The 26168-nt window shown below is 70.2% G+C and carries 26 protein-coding genes; 14 read left to right on the forward strand and 12 right to left on the reverse strand.

All coding sequences use genetic code 11. The annotated features are described in order from the left end of the window. The first annotated feature begins 159 nt into the window (after positions 1-159). Genes A4W93_RS20040 through A4W93_RS20055 form a run of 4 tightly spaced genes read left to right on the forward strand, consistent with a single transcriptional unit; the run spans position 160 to position 3788 of the window. Complete coding sequence (locus A4W93_RS20040) at positions 160-849, forward strand: paraquat-inducible protein A (protein ID WP_157782198.1); 690 nt, start codon at positions 160-162, stop codon at positions 847-849. Beyond that, positions 846-1523 carry a paraquat-inducible protein A gene (locus tag A4W93_RS20045; RefSeq protein WP_237357585.1) on the forward strand — a complete coding sequence of 226 codons (678 nt, stop codon included), beginning with the start codon at positions 846-848 and terminating at the stop codon, positions 1521-1523. The genes A4W93_RS20040 and A4W93_RS20045 overlap by 4 nt, the downstream gene beginning before the upstream one ends. Continuing rightward, positions 1516-3198, forward strand: coding sequence for a PqiB family protein (locus A4W93_RS20050; protein WP_085752286.1), 1683 nt, complete (start codon positions 1516-1518; stop codon positions 3196-3198). The genes A4W93_RS20045 and A4W93_RS20050 overlap by 8 nt, the downstream gene beginning before the upstream one ends. Further along, positions 3195-3788: a PqiC family protein gene (locus A4W93_RS20055; RefSeq protein WP_085752287.1), complete on the forward strand. Its 594-nt coding sequence runs from the start codon at positions 3195-3197 to the stop codon at positions 3786-3788. The genes A4W93_RS20050 and A4W93_RS20055 overlap by 4 nt, the downstream gene beginning before the upstream one ends. Positions 3789-3825: 37 nt before the next feature. Here A4W93_RS20055 and A4W93_RS20060 read toward each other — a convergent pair whose 3' ends face one another. From A4W93_RS20060 to A4W93_RS20070, 3 genes are all read right to left on the reverse strand, one after another. Beyond that, on the reverse strand, positions 3826-6171 hold the full coding sequence (locus tag A4W93_RS20060; protein ID WP_085752288.1) for a peptidase inhibitor family I36 protein: 2346 nt from the start codon (positions 6169-6171) through the stop codon (positions 3826-3828). Between the two features lie 270 nt (positions 6172-6441). Then, a complete protein-coding gene (locus A4W93_RS20065; RefSeq protein WP_085752289.1) occupies positions 6442-6873 on the reverse strand; it encodes a hypothetical protein in 432 nt (143 codons plus the stop codon). Positions 6874-7016: 143 nt separating this feature from the next. Next, positions 7017-7904, reverse strand: coding sequence for a LysR family transcriptional regulator (locus A4W93_RS20070; protein ID WP_085752290.1), 888 nt, complete (start codon positions 7902-7904; stop codon positions 7017-7019). A 101-nt stretch (positions 7905-8005) separates the two neighbouring features. Here A4W93_RS20070 and A4W93_RS20075 point away from each other — a divergent pair, with 101 nt between their 5' ends. The 4 genes from A4W93_RS20075 to A4W93_RS20090 are packed head-to-tail and all read left to right on the forward strand — an operon-like array spanning position 8006 to position 10733. After that, positions 8006-8692, forward strand: coding sequence for a type 1 glutamine amidotransferase domain-containing protein (locus A4W93_RS20075; protein WP_085752291.1), 687 nt, complete (start codon positions 8006-8008; stop codon positions 8690-8692). Positions 8693-8714: 22 nt separating this feature from the next. Next, complete coding sequence (locus A4W93_RS20080; protein ID WP_085752292.1) at positions 8715-9428, forward strand: SDR family NAD(P)-dependent oxidoreductase; 714 nt, start codon at positions 8715-8717, stop codon at positions 9426-9428. Between the two features lie 10 nt (positions 9429-9438). Further along, the gene (locus A4W93_RS20085) at positions 9439-9669 is read left to right on the forward strand and encodes a tautomerase family protein (protein WP_085752293.1); all 231 of its coding nucleotides are present in this window, start codon (positions 9439-9441) and stop codon (positions 9667-9669) included. Beyond that, positions 9666-10733 carry an NAD(P)H-dependent flavin oxidoreductase gene (locus tag A4W93_RS20090; protein WP_085752294.1) on the forward strand — a complete coding sequence of 356 codons (1068 nt, stop codon included), beginning with the start codon at positions 9666-9668 and terminating at the stop codon, positions 10731-10733. Before A4W93_RS20085 ends, A4W93_RS20090 begins: the two co-directional genes overlap by 4 nt. Here the strand turns inward: A4W93_RS20090 and A4W93_RS20095 are convergent, their stop codons facing one another. The 3 genes from A4W93_RS20095 to A4W93_RS20105 form a co-directional block, all read right to left on the reverse strand. Beyond that, positions 10734-11657, reverse strand: a complete 924-nt coding sequence (locus A4W93_RS20095; RefSeq protein ID WP_218919224.1) for a GGDEF domain-containing protein — start codon at positions 11655-11657, stop codon at positions 10734-10736. Between the two features lie 89 nt (positions 11658-11746). Continuing rightward, positions 11747-12271 (reverse strand): hypothetical protein, encoded by a 525-nt coding sequence (locus A4W93_RS20100; protein ID WP_085752296.1) that lies wholly within the window; start codon positions 12269-12271, stop codon positions 11747-11749. An 18-nt stretch (positions 12272-12289) separates the two neighbouring features. Next, on the reverse strand, positions 12290-13375 hold the full coding sequence (locus A4W93_RS20105) for an extracellular catalytic domain type 2 short-chain-length polyhydroxyalkanoate depolymerase (RefSeq protein WP_237357586.1): 1086 nt from the start codon (positions 13373-13375) through the stop codon (positions 12290-12292). Between the two features lie 219 nt (positions 13376-13594). Between A4W93_RS20105 and A4W93_RS20110 the strand changes: the two genes are divergently transcribed. Continuing rightward, positions 13595-15082: a cytochrome ubiquinol oxidase subunit I gene (locus A4W93_RS20110; protein WP_157782199.1), complete on the forward strand. Its 1488-nt coding sequence runs from the start codon at positions 13595-13597 to the stop codon at positions 15080-15082. Next, on the forward strand, positions 15079-15786 hold the full coding sequence (locus A4W93_RS20115) for a glutathione S-transferase N-terminal domain-containing protein (protein WP_085752298.1): 708 nt from the start codon (positions 15079-15081) through the stop codon (positions 15784-15786). The genes A4W93_RS20110 and A4W93_RS20115 overlap by 4 nt, the downstream gene beginning before the upstream one ends. A gap of 4 nt (positions 15787-15790) precedes the next feature. Here the strand turns inward: A4W93_RS20115 and A4W93_RS20120 are convergent, their stop codons facing one another. From A4W93_RS20120 to A4W93_RS20140, 5 genes are read right to left on the reverse strand one after another with little or no spacing between them, the layout of a single operon-like run. Beyond that, positions 15791-16417, reverse strand: coding sequence for an NIPSNAP family protein (locus A4W93_RS20120; protein ID WP_085752299.1), 627 nt, complete (start codon positions 16415-16417; stop codon positions 15791-15793). Positions 16418-16427: 10 nt separating this feature from the next. Then, positions 16428-18176: an FAD-dependent oxidoreductase gene (locus tag A4W93_RS20125; protein ID WP_237357587.1), complete on the reverse strand. Its 1749-nt coding sequence runs from the start codon at positions 18174-18176 to the stop codon at positions 16428-16430. Further along, positions 18169-19002 (reverse strand): shikimate dehydrogenase family protein, encoded by an 834-nt coding sequence (locus A4W93_RS20130; RefSeq protein ID WP_085752301.1) that lies wholly within the window; start codon positions 19000-19002, stop codon positions 18169-18171. Before A4W93_RS20130 ends, A4W93_RS20125 begins: the two co-directional genes overlap by 8 nt. After that, entirely contained in the window at positions 18999-20747 is a 1749-nt protein-coding gene (locus A4W93_RS20135; RefSeq protein ID WP_085752302.1) for an FAD-dependent oxidoreductase, read from the reverse strand. Before A4W93_RS20135 ends, A4W93_RS20130 begins: the two co-directional genes overlap by 4 nt. Before the next feature lie 5 nt (positions 20748-20752). Beyond that, the gene (locus A4W93_RS20140; protein WP_085752303.1) at positions 20753-21565 is read right to left on the reverse strand and encodes a sugar phosphate isomerase/epimerase family protein; all 813 of its coding nucleotides are present in this window, start codon (positions 21563-21565) and stop codon (positions 20753-20755) included. A 91-nt stretch (positions 21566-21656) separates the two neighbouring features. Here A4W93_RS20140 and A4W93_RS20145 point away from each other — a divergent pair, with 91 nt between their 5' ends. The 4 genes from A4W93_RS20145 (at position 21657) to A4W93_RS29780 (ending at position 25286) form a co-directional block, all read left to right on the forward strand. Continuing rightward, entirely contained in the window at positions 21657-22571 is a 915-nt protein-coding gene (locus A4W93_RS20145) for a LysR substrate-binding domain-containing protein (RefSeq protein ID WP_169726566.1), read from the forward strand. A 129-nt stretch (positions 22572-22700) separates the two neighbouring features. After that, positions 22701-23093 carry a hypothetical protein gene (locus A4W93_RS20150; RefSeq protein ID WP_157131710.1) on the forward strand — a complete coding sequence of 131 codons (393 nt, stop codon included), beginning with the start codon at positions 22701-22703 and terminating at the stop codon, positions 23091-23093. 4 nt (positions 23094-23097) lie between these two features. Then, positions 23098-24354, forward strand: coding sequence for a hypothetical protein (locus tag A4W93_RS20155; protein WP_157131711.1), 1257 nt, complete (start codon positions 23098-23100; stop codon positions 24352-24354). A 65-nt stretch (positions 24355-24419) separates the two neighbouring features. Beyond that, positions 24420-25286 carry a hypothetical protein gene (locus A4W93_RS29780; RefSeq protein ID WP_157131712.1) on the forward strand — a complete coding sequence of 289 codons (867 nt, stop codon included), beginning with the start codon at positions 24420-24422 and terminating at the stop codon, positions 25284-25286. Between the two features lie 69 nt (positions 25287-25355). Here A4W93_RS29780 and A4W93_RS20160 read toward each other — a convergent pair whose 3' ends face one another. After that, positions 25356-26168, reverse strand: coding sequence for a class I SAM-dependent methyltransferase (locus A4W93_RS20160; RefSeq protein WP_085752307.1), 813 nt, complete (start codon positions 26166-26168; stop codon positions 25356-25358).

A 26168-nucleotide genomic window follows, 5' to 3' on the forward strand; every position in this document is an offset into this window, starting at 1 on the left:
GCCCGTGACACGACGATGTGACGAAGTGCACGGGCCCGCGGGATTCCTCGGCGGCGAGGGGCCAGCCGACTCTCTGGCATGCTACGCACTCCCGTCGATCCGCTCACCCCGAAAGCACCGGCCCTTCGTGACCCACCCCGCCCCTCCCGGAAACACGCCATGCCCGGACTGAACATCCCGCAGGCAGCCGCGCGCCCCGCCAGCGCCCCCGCGCCGGAAGCGGCCTCGCCCGTGCTGGTGGGCCATCCCGGGCTGGTGGTGTGCGACGAGTGCGACGCCGTGCACAAGCGCATCCGCCTGAGCCGCGGCGTGGTGGCGCGCTGCCGCCGCTGCGGCGCGCTGCTCGGCCGCGGCCACGTCGTCACGCCCACCGGCCAGCTCGCGTTCGCGCTGGCGGCGCTGGTGTTCCTGCTGATCGGCAACTTCGCGCCGCTCGTCACGCTCGACCTGCAGGGCATCCACAAGACCGTGACGATGCCGCACGCCATCTGGCTCACCGCGCAGGCCGGCGAACCCATCACCGCGGTGCTCGCCTGCGTGACGGCCATCGTGTTCCCCGCGATGCTGGTGCTGCTGCGGCTCTACGTGCTGGGCTCCCTGATCCGCGGCCGCGTGCCGCCCGGCTTCCGCTTCGCGATGCGCGCGCTGCGCTTCGCCACGTACTGGAGCATGGTCGAGGTGTTCCTGCTGAGCGCGCTCGTTTCCATCGTGCGCAGCGCCGGCATCGCCGACCTCGTGCCGGGCATGGGCCTCTTCGCGTACGCGGCCCTCACGCTGCTGCTGACTTCCACCACCGCCGCCGGCCTCCATTCGATCTGGAAGCTCGGCAGCCGACTGGGGGCCGGATGATGGACGACGAGCCGATCCAGACCGGCCGCCAGCTGGGCCTCTACAGCTGCCACACGTGCGGCCGGGTGTCCGAACGGCAAGGCCATGCCGCGCCCGACGCGCCGCTCGCCTGCCCGCGCTGCGGCACCCACCTGCACCATCGCAACCCGCGCAGCCTCGAGCGCGCGTGGGCGTACACGTGGGCGGCCATCGTGCTGTACCTGCCCGCGAACCTGCTGCCGGTGATGACCACCATCAGCCTCCAGGGCGCGGTGGACCACACCATTCTCGGCGGCATCCACGAGCTGTGGATGAACCGCGACTGGGGGCTCGCGGTGATCGTGTTCGTCGCGAGTGTCGCGGTGCCCATCGTCAAGATCGCCTCGCTCGTGCTGCTGCTTCTCAGCGCCGGGCGCAACAGCACCTGGTGCTCGCGCGAGCGCACGGCGCTGTGGCGCGGCATCGAGGCGGTGGGCCACTGGTCCATGCTCGACGTGTTCGTGGTCGTGCTGCTCGTGGGCATGATCCACTTCGGCCCGCTGGCGGGTGTCGAACCCGAACCGGGGCTCGTCGCGTTCGGGGCGGTGGTGGTGCTGACCATCCTCGGCGTCTCCAGTTTCGACCCCCGCCTGCTGTGGCCCGATCCCGCCGACAATCCCCCCCAACCCAACGCCTCCCCGCCGCCCCATGAGTGAGTCCGACGATCCGAGCGCGCCGCCCGTGCCCTCTCCCCAGCCCGCCGCGGCACCGGAACCGGTGACCCGCCGCTGGCGCGGGCCGTCGCTCGTGTGGCTCGTGCCCATCGTGGCGCTGCTGGTCGGCATCTCGCTGCTCGTGCGCAGCCTGCTCGCCACCGGCCCCACGGTCACCATCGACTTCGAAAGCGCCGAGGGCCTGAAACCCGGCCAGACCGAGGTGCGCTTCAAGGAGGTGGTGGTGGGGCGTGTCGAGAGCGTCTCGCTGAGCGACGACCGCCAGAGCGTGACCGCCGTCGTCCGCCTCGTCCGTTCGGCCTCGTCGCTCGCGGTCGAGGACACCCGCTTCTGGGTCGTCAAGCCCCGCATCGACATCGGCGGCGTGAGCGGCCTCGAGACGCTGCTGTCGGGCGCCTACATCGGCGTGGACGCCGGTGTCTCCAGCGAAAGCCAGAGTTCATTCAAAGGCCTGCCCGGCCCGCCGTACCTGCTGCGCGGCGAACCGGGCCGCGGCTTCGCGCTGCGCACCGGCGACCTCGGGTCGCTCGACGTGGGCTCGCCCATCTACTACCGCCGCACGCAGGTGGGCCGTGTGGTGGGCTACAAGCTCGACCCCGAGGCCGACGAGATCGCGGTGCAGATCTTCGTCGAGGCGCCGTACGACAAGCTGATCAATCCGCAGACCCGCTTCTGGAACGCGAGCGGCGTCGACCTGTCCGTCAATGCGAGCGGCCTCACGCTCAACACGCAGACGCTCGCGTCGGTCATCTCCGGCGGGCTGGCCTTCGAGCGTCCGGCGGGCAGCACGACGCTGCCGCCCGCGGCCGACGGGCACATCTTCGCCCTGTACCCCGACCGCAAGGCGGCCATGGCCCCGCCCGACGGCGCGCCGCTGCGCGTGCGCATGGTCTTCGAGCAGTCGGTGCGTGGCCTGTCGGTGGGCGCGCCCATCGACTTCCTCGGCATCGAGATCGGCACCGTGCGCTCGATCGACCTCGACTTCGACCGCCAGTCGCACCGCTTCCCCATCGAGGTCACGGCCGACATCTACCCGCTGCGCCTGGGTGCCGCGCGTGACTCGCTCACACCGCCCGGCACCGACCCGGCGCGGCGCGACGTGGTGCTGCTCAAGGGCCTTGTCGACCACGGCGTGCGCGCGCAGGCACGCAGCGGCAACCTGATCACCGGGCAGATGTACATCGCCCTCGACTTCATGCCGAACGCGAAGCGCGTGGTGTTCGACACCAAGGGCGAGGTGCCGTCGATCCCCACCGTGCCGGGCACGCTGAGCGAGCTGCAGCCGCAGATCGCCGCCATCGTCGACAAGATCAACAAGGTGCCGTTCGACGAGATCGGCCGCAACCTCAACGGCACGCTGCAGAGCGCCAACAAGGCCATCGACCAGCTGAGCCCCGAGGCCCAGGCCGCGCTGGCCGAGGTGCGCAAGACACTCGCCGAGGTGCAGAAGACGATGGGTTCCGCGCAGACCACGCTCGGCAACATCGACCGCCACGTGCTCTCGCCCGACGCACCGCTGCAGCGCAACGCCGAACAGACGATGCAGGACCTGCAGCGCGCGGCCCAGTCGCTGCGCACCCTGACCGACTACCTCGAGCGCCATCCGGAATCGCTGCTGCGCGGCAAGCCGGACGACGCGAAGATCCCCTCCCGATGAACGCCACCATGCGCCTGCTGCCGCCCCTCGTGATCGCCGTCGCCGCCGGACTCGCCGCGTGCGCGTCCGACCCGCCCACGCGCTTCCACAGCCTGCAGTCGGCCACGGCGGCCGACACCGCCGCGGCGGCACCGCAGCGCCTCGTCGACCTCGGCCCGGTGGCCGTGCCACCGGCGGTGGACCAGCCCCAGTGGGTGGTGCGCCTGCCCGACGGCAGCCTGCGCGTGCTGGAACGGGAACGCTGGGTGGCCCCGCTGCGCGACGAACTGCGCGCGGCGCTGCTGGCCGGCCTGCGCGAACGGCAGGCCACGGGTGACGTGCGCACGGCCGCACCGCCGGCCCCGGCCGCGTGGCGCGTGCGGGTGGACGTCACGCGATTCGACACCGTTGCAGGCCAGGGCGCCTGGCTCGAAGCGCGATGGACGGCAGTGCCGCCGTCGGGCGCGGCGGGGTTCGCGTGCGAGGTCTCGCTGAAGGAGTCGTCGGAGGGCGACCCGCTCGCGCTCGCGGCGGCGCACCGCAAGGCGGCCGGCCGGCTGGCCGACCGCCTCGGGGCCTCGCTGGCCGCGGGGCGGTGCGAGGCGAACTGAATGAAGCGCCCCGGCATTCAGCGGGGCACTCCCACCATCAAGGGAAGTTGACGATGTTCACCGGAATGGTCGACACCCCTTGTGCCGGCCCGCCCGTGTTGTTGACGACGTGGTCGATCACGCCCACGCCGCCCAGCGACACCGTGAACACGCTGTGCAGCTTCACGCCCGGCGTGACCGGCACCTCGAAGCCGCGGTCCGCATGGATCGCCGGGTTCACGTTGAAGTAGCAGTACGCGCCGCCGCCCCACAGCTCGTGCGAAGTCACCGAGTCGGCGACCTTGTACGCGGCGTAGCCGAGGGCGCCGCTGCGCCAGGCGGCCTGGGTGGGCGGGTCGTACGGCATCTCGCTCTGGAAGAAGATCGTCTTGCCGTTCTGCCCGTTCCAGATCACCTGGTACTTCTCGTAGTGCTCGACGAAGAGGCCGGTGGCCAGCACGTTGTTGCCGTTGACGATCACCCCCGTGTCGGCCGGGTTCACCGTCCAGCCCGTGGGCGAGCTGCCGTGGTCGGCGCGCCAGGCCCAGATGTGGTCGATGATCGTGTCGTGGCTGTTGACGACCAGGCTGTTCGTGGCCTTGCCCGCGACGGCACCGCCGATGCGGAAGTACACGTCCTGGATGGTCGTCGGGTTCGCCGCGTGGCTGGCCGACGAACCCGCGGGACCCACCGTCAGCAGCGCCTGGCTGTTGACCGTGCCCGCGTCGAACAGCACGCCGGCGATCTTCACGCCGTCCACGTCGGCCACCGTCATCGCGTCGACGCCGTTCGCCGGCACGAGCGTCGGGAAGCCGATGCCCAGCACGACGGTGTCGGCGCGGGTCACGCGCAGCGTTTCGGTGAGCGTGTAGGTGCCCGGGGTCAGGAACAGGTGCAGGCCCTGCGACAGCGCCTGGTTCAGCGTGGCGGTGGTGTCGCCCGGACGGGCCACGTAGAACTGGCTCATCGGGATCGACGTGCCCGGCGTGCTGCCGTTGACCCAGCTGGCGCCCGACGCGTTGCGGCGCAGGGACGGCACGAACACGCGGTACTTGCCGGCCGAGTCGACGTACAGGTACGGCTTCTCGCGCGACACCGGCGTGGTGGCGAGCGTGGTGTGCGGCGGGGTCGGGAACGCGTTCGGCGGTGCACCGGTCACGCCCGAGAACACCATGTTCCACACGCCGTCGTACCAGACGCCGATGTGGCTGTCACGCGTGTACCACTGCTGCTGCGAGCCGGACGAGATCGAGCCGTCCACCTTGCTGTCGGCGAGGTAGCCGCCGCTCGAGTAGCCCTGGCCGTTGTCCTGGTTGGACGGACCCAGGTGCAGGTTGCCGATGATGTGCAGCCGGCGCATGGGCGCGGCCTGCGACACGGCCCAGCGGTTCGTGCCCCCTTGCGGCACGAGTGCGACGTTCTCGGCGCTGCGCCAGAAGTTCTGCGTCGCGTTGCCGAGGTCGCCGTCGTTCCAGCCGCTGTCGACGTTGATGGCGCCCTGCAGCGTCACGTCGTCCGGGTTCTGGCCCAGGCCCACGATGGACGTGTAGAAGCCGAGGTTGGCCCACACGCCGTTGTAGCGGCCCGGTTTGAACAGGAACGCGTAGCGCTGCGGACCGAACTGCGCCGTGGGGCTGCGCAGCTGCGCGTTGAACGCCGCGTCGAGCTTGCCCTGGATGGTGGCGATGGGCGTCGACGGGTCGAACACCGAGACGTTCGCGCCGAAGTCCGGGGTGTCGGACGTGGGCAGCGAGGGGCCGTTGTTCTGGGTCACCTTGAACGAGGACGCGATGTCGTTGAACGCGAGCGGCACGAGCGACGCGGTGTCGCCGGTCAGCTTCGTGGACTGCCCGCCGTGGTTCGCGTTGTCGTACAGCGTCACGCTGTACCCCGCGCGCACCTTGACGGACGAGATGCGGTCGTTCCGTGCGGCGCCCACGTAGGTGCTGTCGGCGTCGGCGCAGAACGAGGCGCCCGTGTAGTTGGTGTGCTCGTAGAAGCACGCGATGCCCGTGGGGTTCTCCGGCGTGGTGCCACCCACGGTGTACGACTTCACCGGCGTGTCATACGCGGGGTTGCCGTTGTTGTAGGTGAACGAGTACGCGATGACGTTGCCCGTGGTCGCGGTGAGGGGCTGCTCGTAGCGCGCGTTGGCCGATGACCAGCCCATGCGCACGTTCGTCTGCCCGCCGCCGTTGACGGTGTAGTGGGCGTCGACCCACGTGGTGTTCACCGTCGACTTGAACCACAAGGTGGCGGTGTTGCCTGAGACGGCGACGCCGTCGGTGTAGTCCGCCGCGAAGGCCGGCAGCGCGAGGCAGCCGGCGATCAGCAGCCCCACGCGCCATCGGAAGCGGGTGGTGGCCCGTCGGGGCGAGCCGAAACTCTGGAAGGTTCGATCCATCTGTGAGTCCTCTGGTGTGGCGCCACTGCGGGCGCCTTAGAACCGCGCGCCATCGTGAGGCGCGCACGCATCCACGGCAGACGAGGTCACTCGTTCCGCGCGGATTTCCCTGGGGGCCCGGATCGTTTTCGATTCGGGTGCGGGATGATGGAACCGATTCCATTCCAACGCCAGAGGCCGGGACTGGGGATTCCCCGCAGTCATCGTTAACAGTTGTATGAGGGTGTTGGCGGCAGCGCCTGGCGTGCCGCTTTCAGGCTTGGGCGAGGACTACGCGCCGAGCCGCGCGCGCGTGCCCTGCCGCTGCGCGATGCGCCTCAGCTCGGCTTCGAACCGCTCCACGTCGGCCACGGCAGGCGACAGCCGCAGCAAGCAGGTCTCGGCATGCACCTGCCGCTCGCCCGGGTTGGCGCGCAGCGTCACCTCGAGCGTCGCGGTCTCGGCGAACAGCTTGCGGTACAGGTCGAGCCGCACGGTGCCGAACCCGGCGAAGTCTTCCTGCCCCAGCAGGAAGTCGCGCCGCTCGCTGCGGCCGTTCAGGAAGTTGCGCAGGCGGTCGGCGACGTCGCGCAGTTCGTCGGGGCTCGCGTAGAGACTGATCTCGCCCGAGAACCGCTCGCTGGCGGCGGAGACCCGCAGCTCCTGGAGTTCCTCGTCGGCCCAGGTCACGGCGAGGTCGAGGTGGGGGGTGCGGGAAGTCATCGTCGGCTCGGGCCGTGCAGGGGATCGGGTGGGATGCTGCGGAGTATGAAGCCGGGCGTTCCGCCCGTCCTGCGCGCCGGTCGGGTCCGGAGAGAAGGTGTGACCGATTTCTCGATCGGCCGACGCGGATGTCGCGCGGACGCTCAGGCCCCGAAGAGGGCCTTCTCGCCGGCGAAGACCCGCTCGAGGTGATCCGCCACCGTCCGGATCGGCACGTCCCGGCGGTCCTGCCGCCGGATCAGCATCCAGATCTCCCTCGGCTCGGGCACACGGCCGAGGTCGACGGCACGCAGGTCCGGCATCTGCCGGCCGATGTAGTGCGGCAGCAGCACCAGCCCGGCGCCAGCCCGGGCGGCCGTGGCCTGGGCCATCTGGTGCCCGGCGCGGAACGCCACGCGCGACCGAGGGAAATGCCGCGCCAGCCATGCCGCGTCGGGGATGTCGGCGTTCTCCTCGTCGAAGCCCACGAACACCGGTTCGGCACCCGCCGCCACCGCGACGCACACCGCAGCCGTGCCGTAGAAGCCCGAGGCCATCAGGCCGAGCGGCTTGGCGATCACGTCGCCGTCCTTCGGTGCGCCCAGCCGCACCGCGATGTCGGCCTGGTGGCGGTCGAGGCTGATCGATCGCATGTCGGTCGCGAGGTCGATGTCCAGGCCGGGGTGCAAGGTCGGCAGTCCAGCCAGGCGGGCGATCAGGAAACCGAGCGCCAGCGCGGGCGACGCGTTGATGCGTACCAACCCCTTCGGCGCACCGTCGTCACCGTTGCGGCCGAAGGTGAGCGCCGCGGCCTCCATGTCGCCCGCGGCCACCAGGGCGCGTGTGCCCGCGGGCGTGAGCACGTAGCCCTCGGGCCGGCGCTCCACGAGCTTTTCGCCCACGCTCTCTTCCAGCGACTGGATGCGCCGGGAGATCGTGGCGTGCGTGACCGACAGCGCCCGCGCCGCGGCCGACAGGCTGCCGTGCCGGCCGAGGGCGAGGAACACGCGGACGTCCTCCCAGTCCACCGCTGTGCGTTTTTGATCAGCCATTGAGAAAGGATAGCGGCTTCCGCACGAGGGGGTCGGCACCTACTCTGTGAACAACGCCGGATGGACCGGCGTCCCTGATGTCACAGCCTAGGAGCCACACCATGAAGATCCTGATGGTCCTCACGTCCCACGACCAACTCGGCAACACCGGCCAGCCCACGGGGTTCTGGCTCGAGGAACTCGCTGCCCCCTACTACGCCTTCAAGAACGCCGGCGCGCAGATCACCCTCGCGTCGCCCAAGGGAGGCCAACCGCCGCTCGACCCGAAGAGCAACGAGCCCGGCTTCCAGACGGACGCCACCCGCCGGTTCGAGGCCGATGCCGCCGCCACCGCGCAGCTGGCGAACACCCTGCGCCTCGACAGCGTGAACCAGCGGGACTACGACGCCGTCTTCTACCCGGGCGGCCACGGCCCGATGTGGGACCTCGCGGAAGACCGCCACTCGATCGCGCTGATCGAGTCGTTCGTCGCGGCGAACAAGCCCGTCGCGCTGGTGTGCCATGCGCCGGCCGCGCTGCGCCACGTGAAGGGCACCGACGGCCGCCCGCTGGTGGCCGGCCGCCAGGTCACCGGATTCACGAACACCGAGGAGGAAGCCGTGCAGCTGACGAAGGTCGTGCCGTTCCTCGTGGAGGACTCGCTGAAGGCCAACGGCGGCGTCTACACGCAGGCCGCCGACTGGCACCCGCACGTCGTCAGCGACGGCCTGCTGATCACGGGGCAGAACCCCGCGTCGTCCGAACCCGCGGCCGAGGTGCTGATCAAGCGCCTGCGCCAGGCCGCCTGAACCCGAGCACAGGAACCCGAACATGAGCACCCCTCGCAAAGTCGCCATCGTCACCGGCGCATCCCAGGGCATCGGCGCCGGCCTCGTCGAGGCCTACCGCGGCCTGGGCTACGCTGTCGTCGCCAACTCCCGCAACATCCAGCCCTCGACCGACGACAACGTGGTCGCCGTGCCCGGCCACATCGGCGACCGCACGGTGGCGCAACGCATCGTGCACGTGGCGCTGGAACGTTTCGGCCGCATCGACACGCTGGTCAACAACGCCGGCATCTTCATCGGCAAGCCCTTCACGGAGTACACCGTGGAGGACTTCGAGAACGTGATGAACGTGAACGTCGCCGGCTTCTTCCACATCACGCAGCTCGTGCTGCCGCAGATGCTGCGGCAGCGCCACGGCCACGTCGTGCAGGTGACCACCACGCTCGTGAACCAGCCGATCGCCGGCATGGCCGCCGGCCTGGCCAGCCTGTCGAAGGGCGGGCTCGACGCCGTCACGCGCGGCCTCGCCATCGAGTACGCGAAGGACGGCATCCGCGTCAACGCCGTGGCCCCCGGGATCATCCGCACGCCGATGCACCCGCCGCAGACGCACGCCGTGCTGAACGGCCTGCACCCGATGGGCCGCATGGGCGAGGTGCAGGAGATCGTGGACGCCGTGCTGTACCTCGAACGCGCCGGGTTCGTGACCGGCGAATCCCTCAACGTCGACGGCGGCCAGCACGCCGGCCGCTGGTAAGGAGCCCGACATGCCGTACGTCAACATCCAGGTGACCCGAGAAGGCACCTCCCCCGGCGCGAGCGCCACCACGCCCGAGCAGAAGCGTGCCCTCATCCAGGGCGTCAGCCAGCTGCTGCTCGACGTGATGGGCAAGCCGCTCGCCTCGACGTTCGTCGTGATCGAAGAGGTCGACCTCGAGAACTGGGGCGTCGGCGGCCTGCCGGTGCAGGAGTTCCGGGCCGGGAGCAAGGTGCCATGAGCGCCCGGCCCGACACCCGCCTGCCGGACCTGCTCGGCATCGAACTGCCGGTGATCCAGGCGCCGATGGCGGGGTACACCACGCCCGCGATGGTGATCGCCGCCAGCGAGGCCGGCGGGCTCGGCTCGCTGCCCGGTGCGCTGCTGTCCATCGACGCGATGAACGAGGCCCTGGCGCGCATCCGCGCCGGCACCCGCAAGCCGATCAACCTGAACTTCTTCGCGCACACGGCGCCCGAGCCCGATCCGGCCGGGCAGATGGCGTGGCGGTCACGGCTCGCGCCGTACCACGTCGAACTCGGGCTGGATCCGGCGGCTCCCGTGCCGGCCGCCGGGCGGGCGCCCTTCGATGCGGCGTACTGCGGCGTGGTGGAGGCCTGGCGCCCCGAGGTCGTCAGCTTCCACTTCGGCCTGCCGGCGCCGGACCTGCTGGCGCGAGTGAAGCGCACCGGCGCGAAGGTCATCGCGTCGGCCACCACGGTCGCGGAAGCGCGGTGGCTGGCCGCCCACGGTGCCGACGCCGTCATCGCGATGGGCTTCGAGGCCGGCGGGCACCGCGGCAACTTCCTCGGCGACGACATGGCCACGCAGGTGGGCACGTTCTCCCTGGTGCCGCAGGTGGTGGACGCCATCGCGCTGCCGGTGATCGCCGCGGGCGGCATCGCCGACCCGCGCGGCGTGCGGGCCGCGTTCGCGCTCGGAGCCTCGGCCGTGCAGGTGGGCACCGCCTACCTGCGCACGCCGGAAGCGCAGGTCACCGCGCTGCACCTCGAGGCGCTGAAGTCCGCGCGGGACGACAGCACCGCGCTGACGAACGTGTTCACGGGCCGGCCGGCGCGGGGCATCGTCAACCGGCTGATGCGGGAGATCGGCCCGCTGTCGGACGTGGCGCCGGGCTTTCCCACGGCGGGAGGCGCACTGGTGCCGTTGCGGGCGGTGGCCGAACCGGCGGGGAACGCCGGATTCAGCAACCTGTGGGCGGGGCAGTCCGTGGCGCTCGCCCGCGAGATGTCCACGGCCGCATTGACCCGTTCGCTCGGAGACGCAGGCCTCGCGGCCGCGTGATCAGGCCGCGCCCAGTTCGATGCGGTCGCGCCCGCCCCGTTTCGCCTGGAACAGGCGGGCGTCGACGCCCGACACGAACCGCATCGGATCATCGCCGGCCGACGGGATGACCGTGCCCACGCCCATGCTCACGGTGAGGAGTTGGCCCACCGGCGAATCGGCGTGCGGGATCTGGGCCTTGAACACGGCCTGACGGCAGCGTTCGGCCACCGCCTTCGCGGCCGCCTCGTCGGTGGTGGGAAGCAGCAGCACGAACTCCTCGCCGCCGTAGCGGGCGAAGAAGTCGCGCGACCGGGTGGCCACGGACGACAGCGCCTGCGCCACGCGTTTGAGGCAGTCGTCGCCCTCGATGTGGCCGTAGTGGTCGTTGTAGCGCTTGAAGTGGTCGACGTCGAACATGATCAGCGACAGCGGCTGCACGTTGCGCCGGGCTTCGTTCCACTCGTCGTCGAACACCATGCTGAACTTGCGGCGGTTGGCCACGCCGGTGAGGCCGTCGCGGAAGGACAGTTCCTCCAGCTCCTTCTGCAGCGTGAGCAGCGCTTCCTCGGTCTTCTTGCGTTCGGTGATGTCGAACATGAAGCCGATGAGGGACTCGACGTTGCCCGCCTCGTCGCGCACCACATGCACCACGTCCCGGATCCACACGTACTCGCCGTTCGCCGTGAGCGCGCGGTAGTCGGCCTCGTGGTCGACGCCGGACTGCGACTGCGACACGCAGAAGTTCACGACCCGGTCGCGGTCGTCGGGGTGCATGCGTTCGGCCCAGTCGTTCACCGTGCCCCAGCTCGTCTGCCGCCAGCCGAGCAGCTGTTCGATCTGCGGGCCGATGTAGGCGAAGGTGGCCGTGGCCCAGTCGATCTTCCACGGGATGGCCTTCGTGGATTCGAGCAGGGTGCGGTAGACCGCGCTGTCGGGTTCGATGGAGTTCACGTGGGTACTGCGGAGAGGCTGCGTCCGCACAGCATAACGGCAGACAGCCCCGCCGCCCAGCGGGGCCCCGCACGTGCCGCTCAGGCCGGCGGCCGCGCCCGCTGCCCCACCCACCACGCGAGGTTCACCTGGATGTTCTCCATCAGCCGCACGGTGGCCGTGGCCTGGCTGGACACCAGCGCCAGCCCCTGCTGCACGAGGTTCACTTCCTGGTCCACGAACTTCGAGACCGTGTTGGCCTGCCGCACCTCGCCCATCTCCTGGGCGAGTTCGGCCAGGCCGTCGACCCACTGCGCCTGCAGCGACCACCACTGCCGGGCCACCGCCCCCGCGAGGTCGACCGCCTCGCGCGCCGCGGCGGGGTCGAACGCCATCGCGGGCAGCGCCGCGCCCGCTTGGAGCGCCTGGGCGGACTGGCTGGTCGCCAGATGCGTGGCGAGCTGTCCGAGCGACGCGCCGCGGGCCAGCGGCAGCCACGGCAGCGGGGCACGCAGCGGGTGGGCAGGATCGGGCAGCACGGCCGCGACGAGGCGTCCCTGTGCCGCGGCGAGGTCGCCGGCGCGTGCGCCAGCAGGGTCGGTCATCGAACCGTGGACGAGGCGCATCGGAGGCTCCTTCGCGTGTCAGGCCATGCCGCCCAGGCGCAGCACCATCGCATGGATGGCACCGATCTGGACGGCTCGCTGCGAGTAGTAGTCGGGGTGGCGCACGTCCGGGCTGCTGTAGCCCCACCAGTCCCAGCAGCCCTCGGGGTTCTGCGTGACACCGTCGTCGATGCCTTCCGCCTGCGGGTACAGCACGACGATGCCGTTGGTGTCGGCCATTTCGTTGTAGCCGGTGGTGGTCATGTAGCGGTTGCCGTAGGGCGGGTCGTTCGCCCGGTCGGGGCGGCCATTGACGAGGTCGACGTAGTTGTAGCCCTGCTTGCACCCGTGCAGCGCGACGTGCACGCGGCAGGGCCCGCCCTCCTCCACCGACTTCGGCACGTAGACGTAGCCGTAGGCGCTCATGCTCGAGCGCGGATCGTCGCCGAAGAACTCGCGCTGGTCGAAGCGCAGCAGCCGGCCGCCGAGGCGCTCGGCCGGGGCGTTCAGCGGCCCGTGCAGGTGTTCGAGCACGTCCCAGCTCTGCATGCGGGCCCCGGGCAGCCGGTTGATGTACGGCGGGCGGTTCGCGTCGAGCGGGTTGTCCTCGAGGTTCGTCGTCAGGATCGCGTGGCCGGCCGGCACGTCGTCGACGAACATCAGGTTCGCGGGTGGCACGCCCAGCGCCTCGTAGAAGCGCCGGGTGGTGTGCACCACCGACGAATCGACGACGGTGTCCGCGCTGCCGGTGAAGATGTAGAGCCAGTCGTCGGCCAGGTTCTCGACGGGGTCGATCAGCCGGTCCCGCGCGGTCTGCCGCGCCACCGCCACGAGGCGTTCGGGATCAGGCCCCACCTGCGGGATCAGCGGGTTCATGCAGACGAACAGCGCGTTCTGCACGAAGGCATCCTCCGCGATGAAGGACGCGGCGCGGAAGGTCTCGGCGCACCGGTACGGCCCGCCGGCGATGATGCCGGCACCCGAGAACATCGCCGAGTGCGCCAGGTGCAGCTGCACGGCCATGAACGCGCCGGACGAGAGCCCGGACACCGAACACCGGGTCAGGTCGGCGGCGCCCCAGGGCGTCAGCGGGTCCGCCAGCGGCGGGGAATGCGTGGAAGCCATCGGGATCCTCCGTCAGACGATCGACTCAGGACGGCGATGCTGCAGTGCCGCATGCGCGAAGGCTACACGATCGCGGACCCGTTCGTCGATCCCCATGCCCGCGGCGGGGGACTGTCCGATCACCCCGCCCCGACAGGCCTTCACGCCCACCCATTCGGACGTTGATCCGCGCCCGGAGCGGCTCCTACGATGCGCCTCCCCTTCGCGAAGGCGACGACCATGGACCTCTCTCACCTCGACGCCTCGCGGCTGCTGTTCGGCTTCACCGCGGCGTACCACTTCCTCTTCGTGCCCGTGACGATCGGGCTCATGGCCCTGATCGCGGTGTTCGAGGGCTGGGCCCTGTTCACGGGCCGGCCGGCGCTGCGCATCGCCGCGCGTTTCCTCGCGTGGCCCTTCCTGCTGCACTTCGCGTGCGGCGTGCTGACGGGCTACCCGCTTCGGCACCAGATCGAACTGCACTGGTCCGGCTACGCGGCCGTGGTGCAGCAGGTCGTGGGAACGGTGTTCGCCTTCGAGGGCGCGGTGGCGCCGTGGCTGTTCGCGCTGGTGGCGATGTTCGCGCTGGGCTGGCATCTGAAGCCCGTGTGGCACTGGCTCGTCAGCACGGCGCTCGCGGTGGTGCTGATCGTGCAGTCGGGCGCCATCCTGATGATCAACGCGTGGATGCAGCTGCCGGTGGGCGCCACCTTCGACGGCCACCGCGCGCGCGTCGACCACCTGTGGGACCTCGCCGGCAACCCGCTCCTCATCCCGAAGGTGCTGCACACGGTGGGCGGAGCCTGGGTGCTGGGCGGGTTCCTCGGCGTGTCGATCAGCGCGTGGTTCCTGCTGCGGCAACGGCACGTGGACATCGCGGGTCCGAGCCTGCGCGCGGCTGCCGCGTTCACGCTGGCGGCGCTGCTGCTCACGGGCATCGCCGGCCACTGGAGTGGCGAGCGCCTCGCGACACACCAGCCGGCCAAGTTCGCGGCCATCGAGGCCCTGTGGGAGAGCGACCCCGACGGCAACCCGCTGCTGCTGTTCGCGCTGCCCGACCAGGCGGCCCGGCGCAACCGCTTCGAGGTGGGGCTGCCCGGCGTGCTGGACTGGGTCGCCCACGCGGAGCCCGGTGAACTGCGCGGGCTGCGGTCGTTGGCGGACGAGACCGGCCGCACGCTGCGCCAGGCGCTGGACGACGCTCCGGCATCCCGGCTCGGTCCCACCACCCTCTTCGGTTCATCGTGCTGTGCCACGCGGCCGGGCGAGGCCGAGATCGACCATGTCGCGCGCCAGGCCCTGCCGCCCGTCGCGACCGTGTTCTGGTCGTTCCGCGTGATGCTGCTGGCGTGGGGGGCGATGGTGTGCCTCGTCGCCGCGGTGTTGTGGCGCCCGCCCGGGCCCCGCCTCCTCACCGCCTGCGTGTGGGCCGTGCCGCTGCCGTGGGTGGCCATCGAGGCGGGGTGGCTGGTGTGCGAGGCGGGACGGCAGCCGTGGACGATCACCGGGGTGCTGGCGACCCGGGCGAGCCTCGGGCATGTCTCGGCCGCGGAGGTGGGCAGCCACCTGCTGCTGGCCCTGGTGACGGGGGCGCTGCTGCTGGCGGTGCATGTGGCGCTGAACCTGGCCCATGTGCGGCGGGGGTTGCGGCCGGCCCCGGCAAGGTCTTGCGGGACGCGCCAGAATGCACCCCGGCCTTCCCTCCAACACCTGTCACGGACCCCATGACCCAGCTTTCCGATTTCCCCATCACGAAGAAGTGGCCTGCCCAGCACCCCGAGCGCATCCAGTTGTACTCGCTGCCCACGCCCAACGGCGTGAAGGTGTCGATCCTGCTGGAGGAGACCGGCCTGCCCTACGAGCCGCACCTGGTGAACTTCGCCACCAACGACCAGATGTCGCCGGAGTTCCTGTCGCTGAACCCGAACAACAAGATCCCGGCCATCATCGACCCCAATGGTCCGGACGGGCAGCCGCTCGCGCTGTTCGAGTCGGGCGCGATCCTGCTGTACCTCGCGAACAAGGCCGGGCGTTTCCTGCCGGCCGACACCACCGGCCGCTACGAGACGCTGCAGTGGGTGATGTTCCAGATGGGCGGCATCGGGCCCATGTTCGGCCAGCTCGGCTTCTTCCACAAGTTCGCCGGCAAGGACTACGAGGACAAGCGCCCGCGCGACCGCTACGTGGCCGAATCGAAGCGCCTGCTGTCGGTGCTGGACGTGCACCTCGCCGGCCGCGAGTGGGTGATGGGCGACGAGTACACCATCGCCGACATCGCGATCTTCCCGTGGGTGCGCAACCTCGTGGGCTTCTACGGCGCGGGTGAGCTCGTCGAGTTCGCGCTGTTCAAGAACGTGCAACGGGTGCTGGATGCATTCGTGGCGCGGCCGGCGGTGCAGCGGGGGCTGAACATCCCGCAGCGCCCGGCCTGACCGGTCAGCGCAGGCGCGACGCCGCGGTGGGCAACGCGATCGTCGACGTCATCGAGGTCGTGAGCCACGCCGGCCCGCCCTTCGGCGGCCAGATGCCATCGGCCACGGCCTGGCCCCGCGCCTTGGCGCGGGCGTCCAGCGACGGGTACGCCCAGATGTTGGTGAAGCGCGGCGCGCCGTCGAGCGCCACCATCGCGGCCACGCACGGCGAACGTTCGTGGCGCGCGGGCAGGTACTTCTCCCACAGGTCGATGGTGGGCTGCACGCCGCCCGGCTTGATGCCGTAGGTGCGGATCTCGTAGACCGGGCCGAGGATGCCCGACTCGGCCGACGGGCGCACCGGCTTCATCCACGGGAAGCCGCGGTAGGCATGCAACGCGAGGTCGACGTACAGCGCACCGCAGCCGAACGGATCGGCGTGCCGCAACGTGCGTTCGCGTTCGGCCCACAGCGCCTCGGCCGTGTCGAAGCCGCGCAGCACGGTCATCTGGTTCAGCACCCCGATGTCGGAGAACCACACGCCCAGCAGCTCCCCCCCGGCCTCGGGCGACGTGGAGAACGCCTCGACACCGGCGTTGGCGGGCGCGGCCGTGCCGAACGGCAGCGTGAGGGTCGCGATCTCGTAGAACATGGGATTCCTTTCAGGACAGGGAGAGGGATTCGGAATGGAGGGCGGGCTCGGCCCCCTCCCCATCGATGCCGGCCAGGTGGCGGCCGGCGATGTAGCCGAAGGTCATCGCGGGGCCCAGCGTGATGCCACCGCTCGGGTAGCGGCCGCCCATCACGCTCGACATGTCGGCCCCGCACGCGAAGAGACCCGGCACCGGCCGGCCGGTGCCGTCGAGCACCCTCGCCAGCGCATCGGTGCGCAGGCCGGCGAAGGTGCCGAGGCTGCCCGGCACGACCTTCACCGCGTAGAACGGGCCGCGTTCGATCGGCGCGAGGCACGGGTTCGGTGTGTGCGCCGCATCGCCGTTGACGCGGTTGTACGGGATGCCGCCACGGCCGAACGCGGTGTCCGTGCCCTGGACCGCGTCGCGGTTGTGGGTGGCGAGGGTCTCGGCGAACGCGGCCGCGTCGAGGCCGCAGGCCGCCGCCAGCTCGGCCGGCGTGCGCCCGCGCATCAGGTAGCCCGACCGCAGCGAGGGTCCGAGCGGCATCGGCGCCGGCTTCGCATGGCCGAGGCCGTAGTGGCGGATGAACGTGTGGTCGCACACGAGCCACGCCTCGACCGGCTCGCCCTTCGGCACGGCCGCGAGCAGGCCGCCGATGAAGTCGTGGTACGAGCCGGCCTCGTTGACGAAGCGACGGCCCGAACGGGTCACCGCGATGAGCCCGGGCTTCGCGCGTTCGAGCAGGTGCGGGAACGCGCCCACCGACCCGTCGCGCCGCGTCACGAGCGACACCGGTGCCCAGCCGCCGGCCGCGGGCAGCGTGTCGTCCACCACCGCGCCCACCGATTCACCGAGGCGCAGACCGTCGCCCGTGTTCGACGGCGGTGCGGCGGACCAGTGCTCGCGGCCCGTGGGCGCATGCGGGATCAGCGCGCGCTTGCGGGCGATGTCGTGCGGGAAGCCGCCGCAGGCGAGCACCACGCCGCGTCGTGCGTGCACCTCGTACCGGTGTCCCGAAGGGCCCGTGACACACGCGCCCGTGACCCGTTCGCCGTCGCGCAGCAGCCGCGTGACCGCGCTGTCCACCCGCAGGTCCACGCCGAGGTCGAACGCCGATTTCGCGAGGCGTGCGGCGAGTGCGTTGCCGTTGACGAGGTGCATGCCACGCCCGTGCAGCAGCAGGTCGCGCCCGTGGCGCAGCACCCGCGCGGTCACGTACGCGAAGGACCGCCACGAGCGCATCGCGTTCAGGAAGTGCCGCACGTCGGCGCCCGACGCGATGCCCATGCCCCACAGCGAGATCAGGTCGAGCGGCCGGCGCAGCGCGTGCACGCGGGCGCCGAGTTCGCGCGCGTCGAACGGCGCGGCGCACACCGACCGGCCGCCCTCGCACGCGCCGGGGCTGTGACCGTGGAAGTCGGGCACCGCGTTGCCGTCGATGAACTTCACCGACGTGCGCGACTGGAAGAACTCGACCATGCGCGGGCCCTGCGCGAGGAAGGCCTCGACGCGCGCCGGGTCGTACCGGTCGCCGAGTTCGTGCCGCAGGTACGTGCGCGGCCCGTCTTCCGGCTCGACGATGCCCGCGGCCACCGCGAGCGGGTTGCGCGGGATCCACAACCACCCGCCCGACCACGCCGTGGTGCCGCCGTACACCGGCTCCTTCTCGAGCACGACCACCTTCAGCCCGTGTGCCGCGGCAGTGACGGCCGCGGAGAGGCCACCGGCGCCGGAGCCGATCACGAGCACGTCGCAGTCGACCACGGATTCACCCACGCTCTTGCCCATTCATGGCGAGCGGACCGTCGGCCAGAAGGAAGTCCACCATGCGTTCGCACACGGCCGCGAACATGCCCACGCCCACCTGCGTGTGGCAACCGATGCGGCGCGCGGCCTCGATCAGCGGCGTCACGGCCGGCGCGGTGATCACGTCGCCGACGAAGGCCGAGCGCGACAGGTGCGAGACGTCGAACGGCAGCGGGTCGCCGTCGCGCATGCCGGAAGGCGTGGCGTTGACCACCACGTCGAACCCGGCGGGATCGGCGGAACCCACCGCGACCTTGCCGCCATGGCGCGCACGCAGCCGGCCGATGAGCGCATCGCGGCGGGTGGTGTCGTCGTCGTGGATCGCGAGTTCGCCCACGCCCGATTCGAGCAGCGCCAGCGCGATGGCCGAGCCCGCCCCGCCCGCCCCCGCCATCAGCGCGCGCCGGCCCTCGGGCTTGCAGCCCACGGCCCGCGCCGCCTCGACGAAGCCGATGCCGTCGACCTGGTCGCCGAACCAGCCGCCCTTCGCATCGCGGCGCAGGATGTTGACGGCGCCGAGGAATGCGGCGCGGTCGGTGGTGGCGGCGCAGACGCGTGTCACGTCGAACTTGTGCGGCACGGTGACGATCAGGCCGTCGAAGTTCTTCGCGGCGGTCACGCCGGCGAGGAACGCGGGCAGGTCGGGCGTGGCCACGTGGAACGGCACCACGATGGCATCGCGCCCGCGCTCGCGCAGCGCCTGCGTGACCCCGGCCGGTGATTTCACCTGGGCGATGGGGTCGCCCACGATCGCGATCACGCGCGTGGCGCCGGTCAGGTGGTTCAGGAAGTTCATGGGGTCACCTCATGGAAAGTCGGAGAGGCCGGCGCGGGCGCCGCGCCGAGCGCGTCCCGTGCCGCGATGTAGGCGAACACGAGACCGGGGCCGATCGTGATCCCGGGGCCGGGGTACACCCCGCCCATCACGGACTGCATGTCGTTGCCGCAGGCATAGAGGCCAGGGATCGGGCCGTCGTCGTCGCCCAGCACGCGGGCACGGTCGTCGGTCACGAGGCCGGTGGCCGCGCCGATGTCGCCGGGGACCAGGCGCACCGCGTAGAACGGCGCCGTGGCGATGGGCCCGAGGTTGGGGTTCGCACCGCCGAGGGAGGCGTCGCCCATGTGACGTTCGTAGTCGGTGCTGCCGCGGCCGAACTCGGGGTCGAGCCCCGCGGCGGCATGCCCGTTCATCGCCGCCACCGTGGCCTTCAGGCCCTCCGGATCGATGCGCAGCTTGCCGGCCAGTTCGTCGAGCGAACGGCCTTCGGTGAGGTAGCCGTCGGCGAGGAACGGGGCCAGGCCCTTGCCGCCGGGACGCACCATGCCGAGGCCGTACCGGCGCAACGCATCGGCGTCGCACACGAGGAAGGCCGGCACGCGCTGCGGCGCGTCGGCGCGCATCGCGAGGCCGAAGCGGTGGTACGAGGTGCTTTCGTTGACGAAGCGGCGGCCCGTGCGATCGACCGTGACCATGCCGGGCTTGGCGCGGTCCATCACGAAATGCGGGAACACGGCGGTGGTGCCGTCGGGGCGCTGGCGCAGCGACACCGGGGCCCAGAACGCGTGCGCCGCGTCGGTGGTGCCGAGGCGGGCGCCCGCGGCCAGCGCGAGGTCCTGGGCCGCACCGGTGTGCCCCGGCGCACCGGGACACCACGCCGGGTCCGCCCCCGGCAGCAGTTCGGCGCGGCGCTGCGGGTGGCGGTTGAAGCCGCCGCTCGCGAGCACCACGGCACGCGCCACGTCGACCCGGTGCCGACGTCCGCCCTGCGCGAGCGTCACCGCGGCGATGCGGCCACCCTCGCGATGCAGCGCGTCGACGGAGGTCGACAGCGCGAGCGTCACGTTCGGACGGGCGGACAGCGAATGCAGGAACCGCGCGACGAGCGCGTTGCCCATCACGAGCCGGGTGCCGCGCGGGTGGCTCAGGCGGTCGAGCCCATGCCGCAGCAGCAGGCGCGTGGCGTGGCGGAACGACTGCCACGAGCGCGTGATCGACAGCAGGTGGTTGATGTCGGTGCGGTCCACCATCATCCCGCCCAGCACCGTGAACTCGGGGATCGGCGGGCGCACGAGCGGGAACAGCTCGCCCAGCAAGCGGCCGTCGAACGGCAGCGGTTCGAGCGCGCGGCCGGCCAGCGTCGAGCCTTCGACCTCGGACAGGTAGTCGGGATGTTTCGCACACGCGCGCCAGGCCACCGACGAGTTCGCCTCGATGTGGGCCACGGCCGCGGGGCCGTTCGCCAGCAGCGCCGCGCGCATCGCCTTCGGCGACTGGCGGCCCACCGTGCGGTCGAGGTAGCCGGCCGCGCGCTCCACCGTGTCGTTGCCAGGGACCTCGGTGGCGTGGGTCGTGCCCGGCACCCACGTCGTGCCCGCGGACAGTGCCGTGGTGCCGCCCACGACGGCCGTGTGTTCGACGAGCAGCACCTTCGCCCCGCCGATCGCCGCGAACAGCGCCGCGGCGAGGCCCGCGCCGCCCGCGCCCACCACCACCACGTCGAAGGCCGTGTCGTCGGGCAGGCGGTCGGTCAGCACCTTCATGGCGGTCAGCCCAGCTGCGCGAGCACGGCCCGCGTGCCCGCGAGCGCCCGGCGGGCGCGTTCGACGGCGCCCACCGAACGCGCGAGCGTGTGCGTGGGCACCTCGACGCTCAGCGGCACGTCGGGCGGCATCAGCCGCAGCATCGCGACGAGGTCGAGCCCGCCCTCGCCCGGGAACAGGCGTTCGGCGCGGGCCTCGGCGAGGATCGCGTCCATGTCGGGCGGCAGCACGGCCGGCACGTCGCAGAACTGCATCACGTGCAGGCGCGACGGCGGGATCGTCGCGATGTCGGCGACGCGGCTGCGCGAGCGGCTCAGGTGGAACGGGTCGACCAGCACGCCGCCGTTCGGACGGTCCGCACGCTCGACGATGCGGGCGGCCTGCGGCAGGTCCCTCGCATCGGTCCACGGCATGAACTCGAGGTCGGCGGTGAGGCGGTACGTCGCCGCGAGGTCGCAGAACGCGGCGAAGCGGTCGGTCACCCGGGCCTCGTCCGGGTCGTTGGCGGCCACGAGCAGGCCGCGGGCGCCGAGGCGTGCCGCGCACGCGATGGCGGGTTCGTACGCGGCCACGTCCGTCTCGGGCTTCAGGCGGAAGATCTCCACGTCGAGCACCTGCACGCCGGTGTCGGCGAGGCGGCGCGCCACCTCGCGCAGCAGCGGGGTGTCGCCGACCAGGTCGTACTGCGGTTCGGTGGGCGTCGCGGGGATCAGGCGGATGCCCACGTGCGAGAAGCCGGCATCGGCGGCGCAGCTCACCATGTCGGGCGGGGTCAGTTCCAGGACGGTCAGGGCGGCCAGCGAGATCGGACGGGTCATGGCGGAGCGGTTCGGGAGGCGATGACGGGAAATCTATAGAAAACGAATCCCCTCTAGAACCCGCAAATCGTGGCCTTATGATTCACGAATCGTGAACCTCGACTTCCAGCTCGACGACCTCCGGGTTTTCTGCCTCGCCGCCCGCAAGGCCAGCTTCGCCGCGACCGCGCTGGAGCTGGGCACGTCGCCCGCGTACGTCAGCAAGCGCATCGCGATCCTCGAGAAGTCGCTGGGCGTGACGCTGTTCCACCGCGCCGCCCGGCGGGTCACCGTCACCGAGGACGGCGAACGCGTGTACCAGTCGGCGCAGGAGATCTTCGAGGGCGTCGAGCGCATGGGCGAGACCGTGGCCGGCGGCCGCGTCGACCCGCGCGGGGCGCTTCGGGTCACCACGAGCTTTCGCCTCGGCCGCAAGCACATCGCCCCGGCGCTCTCCGAACTCGCGCGCCGCTACCCCGCCCTCGACATCACGCTCGACGTGGTCGACCGCCGCGTCGACCTGATCGCCGAGAACGTGGACCTCGACGTGCGCATCGCCGACATCGAGGAGCCCCACTTCGTGGCCCACCGCATCGCCGAGAGCCGGCGCGTGCTGTGCGCGGCGCCCGGCTACCTCGCCGCGCGCGGCCAGCCCGCCACGGTGGCCGAACTCGCGCGCCACGACTGCCTCGTGCTGCGCGACCGCAACCAGGCCTTCGGCGTGTGGCGCATCCACGGCCCGGCCGGCGCCGAGAAGGTGAAGGTCACCGGCCGGCTGTCGTCCAACAACTCCGAGATCGTGCGCGGCTGGGCCAGCGACGGCCAGGGCATCCTCTTCGCCGCCCACTGGGACGTGGCCGAGGACCTGGCCGCAGGCAAGCTCGTGCGCATCCTGCCGGAATGCCACGGGCCGGCGGACATCTGGGCCGCGACCACGGTGCGGCTGCGCGACTCGGCGAAGGTCAGGGTGTGTGTGGCGTTCCTGAGGGAGCAGCTGGCGAAGGGGCCGTACGCGCTGGCTGAATGATTCATCGCGTCGATGTGTTGTGCATCCACCGCAAAAGGGGCCGCCATTCACTGCATCCTCAATCTTGCCGAAGCGGACCAGCGAATCGCTCACTAAATTCCGTCGCCATACCAATCATTGGAGGCATCCATGGCGACGAAAACAAGCAGACGAAACAAGCCTGCTAAGAGCGGCAGCATTGGCGGGCAGGTGCAGGTCCAGTTGGACAGGAAAGGCGGCGCATTGATCCGCGCTGATGTATTCGTGTTCGCCGATCCCACGACGCAGACCCCCAGGCTCGTTGCCACACTCCAGTTCAAGGATTTCATGGCGAATCCGGAAACGCAAAGCGTGTCCTTGTCGCCCGGAACCTATGCCGCGAGAACCTTCGTCACTCTGCGCGAAGGCATCAACACAGACTTCGCCTACACCGTGACGGCAGCGAGCCAAGTGGTGGCCCAGCTGGACGGCGACGTGAAGAAACTCTCGGCAACGAACGGTCAGCCCGATCCGCTCGTGCATACGCTTTTCTTCACGGTGTGACGCGATGAGACATCATGCGATCACGCGGGTCTCCGCGATGGTGTTGGCCGCGCTGTTCACCGCAAATGCTCACGCCCAGCAAACTCCGGCAGCCGCGACGTCCTCGGATGCCGCGAAGGACAAGGCCGTCAAGCAGGACGCAAGCGTGACGCTGCTGAGCAAGGGCACGGACAAGACGTGGCAGAACTACCTGTTGGACGATGCCGCTGCCCACGTGTCAGCCGCCTCGATGGTTGGCATCGCACAGTCCGCCGTCACCATCGCCGAGTCGACGCGGGATTTCGGCTTGCTCATGCAAGCCGTCGATCCGAAGAACAAGGGCGGAGGCATCGCAATAACGCCAGCGCGAACCCGGCATCCGTTTCCAAAGATCAATCTGAATGACTACCTGACCAACACCTTGTGGTTGCAGCCCGTAGTCAACCTGACACTCAGCTACGCGCAGGGTGTCAGCGACACAGACGTCGCGAAGTATCGTCGTCGCGCTGTTGCACTCTCCACCAACGGAACATTCGAAAAGAAAGACGATCCCGTCCAGGTCCGCGTGAAGACGCTTGAGTGCGCGGACTCGGCGATCACCGCGGCCGCCGCGGCGGCGACTGCGGCAAGCGGACCAATCGTCCCGAACCCCGGCCCCAACAAGCCAACGGCAGCCCCCAATGCCGGCCTTTCGGAAGCGATCACGACGTGCGAGAAAGCGGAGACGAAGAAGTTCGACGCCCGCTGGTTCCGACCGGTCTGGTCCGTGACCATCGCCACCGGCGATGTGGCCCTCGATTCGTCAGCGGCCAGTTCGGTTGGTTCGGGGACCTCAGCCGTGCTCGCGGCGCGCTACGGACGAGGTTTTTCGAAATCCAACATCGCTGCGGCGTCCGACGCCAAGACATCCGAAGCCACTGAACCCGACTTCGAGTGGGGCTGGGCGCTGAGTGCGAGCGCCCGCTACAACCACCGCGAACCCGTCCTGTCCAGCGTCGGCTCCGGCAGCGTTCAGCGTCAGAGCTCGAACCTGTTCGCCATCCGAGCCGCCGCAGGCACGGACACGGTCCGCCTGCTTGGCGAAGCCAGCAACGCCAGCCCGCGTGCCGTACAAGGCGGAGAGCAGACGCTCAAGAGCGCGCTCGGGATCGACTATCGCATCGCGCCGGGCACTTGGCTGAACTTTCGCTATGGGCGACGGGAGAAGACCTCGGGCAACGGCGACGAATCTGCCGGATTGCTCACGCTAACGCTGAGTCCGTCGGCGCTGATGGTCAACTGAACTTTGGGGAGCCGTTCTCTCGATCACTGGAAACGCTCCACTCGATCGAGAAACACAACGAGACCATGAGGAAACTCTCGATCCGTAAGAATCGCGCCCCCGCGAGTCCCTCACTCGCCGCACGTCTGCGTGATGGACTAGCCATTCCAACGCTCATCCTCGGCGGTCTGTGGGCCGGCGTGCAGTTCTTCTATGACCGCATCATCGCCCCGCAGTTGGAACCATCGCTGGTCCAAATGTCGGGGGCGTCTTCTGTGGTGGGTCGTTCCGACTGCTGCGTGTTGATGGATTTCGAGGTCAAGCTCACGAATCTGGGAAAGCGAGACACGTTTCTCCACACATCTCAGGCCGTTGTCGGCGTCAAGAGGGTAGAAGTGCTTTCACCCATCCCGGAAGATTCCATCAAGACCATCAATCGCACTTTTCAACGCTCGCGCGCTGTCTTGTCCGGCGCAGATTCATCAGAAATGACCTATGGTGCTTCGGGACCTGTCGGCAGTGAGTATCTTCTGCTGGCGTTGGGCAACCTGGTGCCTCCTGGCACCCAAGTCGCCCCAAGTGAATCGATAGTTCGCCACATCGTCGTTGCGGTCCCCGAGGACTTTCCATTCGTGTCGTTCAGATCCAAGGTGCATGTCCTGCACGTTGCGCCTACGGAGCCTGAACTCGACTGGCATTGGGCGGTGAAGCCGGAAAATCTTGAACTCCAGGCTTTGCCGTGGCCGAAAGACCTTGCCTTCTCATTGACGGAACTGATGAAGTGCTCGGTATCCCAGGAGACGCAAACGGCCAGGGACTGCTGGGAACTTGTCGAAAAGCATGGCGAGTCTTATTGGAATAGATTCCGATTGGTAGACAGGCACGCATACATTCTTCCCTGGTCGGTCGATACGCTGGCATTCAGAACGCGAGACCAGAAAGCCCTTCAGTAGGCAATCGATTTAATACTACAGCACCTCCGAGCCGTCATTGGGACGGCGATCCCAGCTTAAGCGCCGGCATTAGCCCATGGCCACAATCACGTGCGCCTGGATCTTCCCGGCCACTGGCCCGTCGCCATGGCGCAGGCCAATCGCCTCCGCCGCCCGGTCCGTGGCGCGCTGCAGCGCGCCTGGGTCGCGGGCTTCGATCTCGTTGCGCAGCGGCGTGCCCTGGCAGAAGGCAATCGCGACGTCGCGGGCCGAGGGTGCGCGGCTGACCGACTCGTACGTCTCGATCACGATGTCAGTGAACCCCGCGAGGCACAGTTCGTCGCGGATCACCGCGACGTTGTGGTGGCCATGGGGGGTGCGGGCGAGGAAACGTGGCGGGTCGTCCGGGAACAGCGTCGCGACAGCGGCGGTGACCTCGTCGGCGAACACGTTCTCCTCGATGCGGTCCCACACGCTGAAGGCGAAGTGCCCACCCGGCCGAAGCACGCGCCGGGCTTCGCCGTAGCCCGCGATGCGGTCGGGGAAGAACATCGCCCCGAACTGGCAGCAGACCACGTCGAACGACGCGGCCTCGAACGGCAGCGCGAGCGCGTCGGCCTGCCGCCACTCGATGCGGGCATCGGCTCCCTGCCGCTGCGCGGCGTAGTCGAGCATGGGCTGGTTGAGGTCCGTCACCACGTAGCGTGCCCCGGCCCCGAGCTTCGGCGCGAGCGCCCGCGTGACGGCGCCGCTGCCCGCCGCCGTCTCCAGCACCGCGCCGGGCGAGAATCCCGACACGAGTTCGGCCATGCGGATGGCGTAGACCTCGAAGATCAGCGGCACCATCAGCGTGTCGTAGAACTTCGGGATGGAGCCTGCGAACACCTTGTCCTTCTCGGCCAT

It is taken from the genome of Piscinibacter gummiphilus (assembly GCF_002116905.1).
In the GTDB taxonomy this organism is placed as follows: Bacteria; Pseudomonadota; Gammaproteobacteria; order Burkholderiales; family Burkholderiaceae_C; genus Rhizobacter; species Rhizobacter gummiphilus.

What these genes read in the sequence shown, in the direction of transcription:
- A4W93_RS20040 (WP_157782198.1), top strand. Translation starts at nt 160, where the DNA reads ATGCCCGGACTGAACATCCCGCAGGCAGCCGCGCGCCCCGCCAGCGCC.
- A4W93_RS20045 (WP_237357585.1), top strand. Translation starts at nt 846, where the DNA reads ATGATGGACGACGAGCCGATCCAGACCGGCCGCCAGCTGGGCCTCTAC.
- A4W93_RS20050 (WP_085752286.1), top strand. Translation starts at nt 1,516, where the DNA reads ATGAGTGAGTCCGACGATCCGAGCGCGCCGCCCGTGCCCTCTCCCCAG.
- A4W93_RS20055 (WP_085752287.1), top strand. Translation starts at nt 3,195, where the DNA reads ATGAACGCCACCATGCGCCTGCTGCCGCCCCTCGTGATCGCCGTCGCC.
- A4W93_RS20060 (WP_085752288.1), bottom strand. Translation starts at nt 6,171, where the DNA reads ATGGATCGAACCTTCCAGAGTTTCGGCTCGCCCCGACGGGCCACCACC.
- A4W93_RS20065 (WP_085752289.1), bottom strand. Translation starts at nt 6,873, where the DNA reads ATGACTTCCCGCACCCCCCACCTCGACCTCGCCGTGACCTGGGCCGAC.
- A4W93_RS20070 (WP_085752290.1), bottom strand. Translation starts at nt 7,904, where the DNA reads ATGGCTGATCAAAAACGCACAGCGGTGGACTGGGAGGACGTCCGCGTG.
- A4W93_RS20075 (WP_085752291.1), top strand. Translation starts at nt 8,006, where the DNA reads ATGAAGATCCTGATGGTCCTCACGTCCCACGACCAACTCGGCAACACC.
- A4W93_RS20080 (WP_085752292.1), top strand. Translation starts at nt 8,715, where the DNA reads ATGAGCACCCCTCGCAAAGTCGCCATCGTCACCGGCGCATCCCAGGGC.
- A4W93_RS20085 (WP_085752293.1), top strand. Translation starts at nt 9,439, where the DNA reads ATGCCGTACGTCAACATCCAGGTGACCCGAGAAGGCACCTCCCCCGGC.
- A4W93_RS20090 (WP_085752294.1), top strand. Translation starts at nt 9,666, where the DNA reads ATGAGCGCCCGGCCCGACACCCGCCTGCCGGACCTGCTCGGCATCGAA.
- A4W93_RS20100 (WP_085752296.1), bottom strand. Translation starts at nt 12,271, where the DNA reads ATGCGCCTCGTCCACGGTTCGATGACCGACCCTGCTGGCGCACGCGCC.
- A4W93_RS20105 (WP_237357586.1), bottom strand. Translation starts at nt 13,375, where the DNA reads ATGGCTTCCACGCATTCCCCGCCGCTGGCGGACCCGCTGACGCCCTGG.
- A4W93_RS20110 (WP_157782199.1), top strand. Translation starts at nt 13,595, where the DNA reads ATGGACCTCTCTCACCTCGACGCCTCGCGGCTGCTGTTCGGCTTCACC.
- A4W93_RS20115 (WP_085752298.1), top strand. Translation starts at nt 15,079, where the DNA reads ATGACCCAGCTTTCCGATTTCCCCATCACGAAGAAGTGGCCTGCCCAG.
- A4W93_RS20120 (WP_085752299.1), bottom strand. Translation starts at nt 16,417, where the DNA reads ATGTTCTACGAGATCGCGACCCTCACGCTGCCGTTCGGCACGGCCGCG.
- A4W93_RS20130 (WP_085752301.1), bottom strand. Translation starts at nt 19,002, where the DNA reads ATGAACTTCCTGAACCACCTGACCGGCGCCACGCGCGTGATCGCGATC.
- A4W93_RS20135 (WP_085752302.1), bottom strand. Translation starts at nt 20,747, where the DNA reads ATGAAGGTGCTGACCGACCGCCTGCCCGACGACACGGCCTTCGACGTG.
- A4W93_RS20140 (WP_085752303.1), bottom strand. Translation starts at nt 21,565, where the DNA reads ATGACCCGTCCGATCTCGCTGGCCGCCCTGACCGTCCTGGAACTGACC.
- A4W93_RS20150 (WP_157131710.1), top strand. Translation starts at nt 22,701, where the DNA reads ATGGCGACGAAAACAAGCAGACGAAACAAGCCTGCTAAGAGCGGCAGC.
- A4W93_RS20155 (WP_157131711.1), top strand. Translation starts at nt 23,098, where the DNA reads ATGAGACATCATGCGATCACGCGGGTCTCCGCGATGGTGTTGGCCGCG.
- A4W93_RS29780 (WP_157131712.1), top strand. Translation starts at nt 24,420, where the DNA reads ATGAGGAAACTCTCGATCCGTAAGAATCGCGCCCCCGCGAGTCCCTCA.
- A4W93_RS20160 (WP_085752307.1), bottom strand. Translation starts at nt 26,168, where the DNA reads ATGGCCGAGAAGGACAAGGTGTTCGCAGGCTCCATCCCGAAGTTCTAC.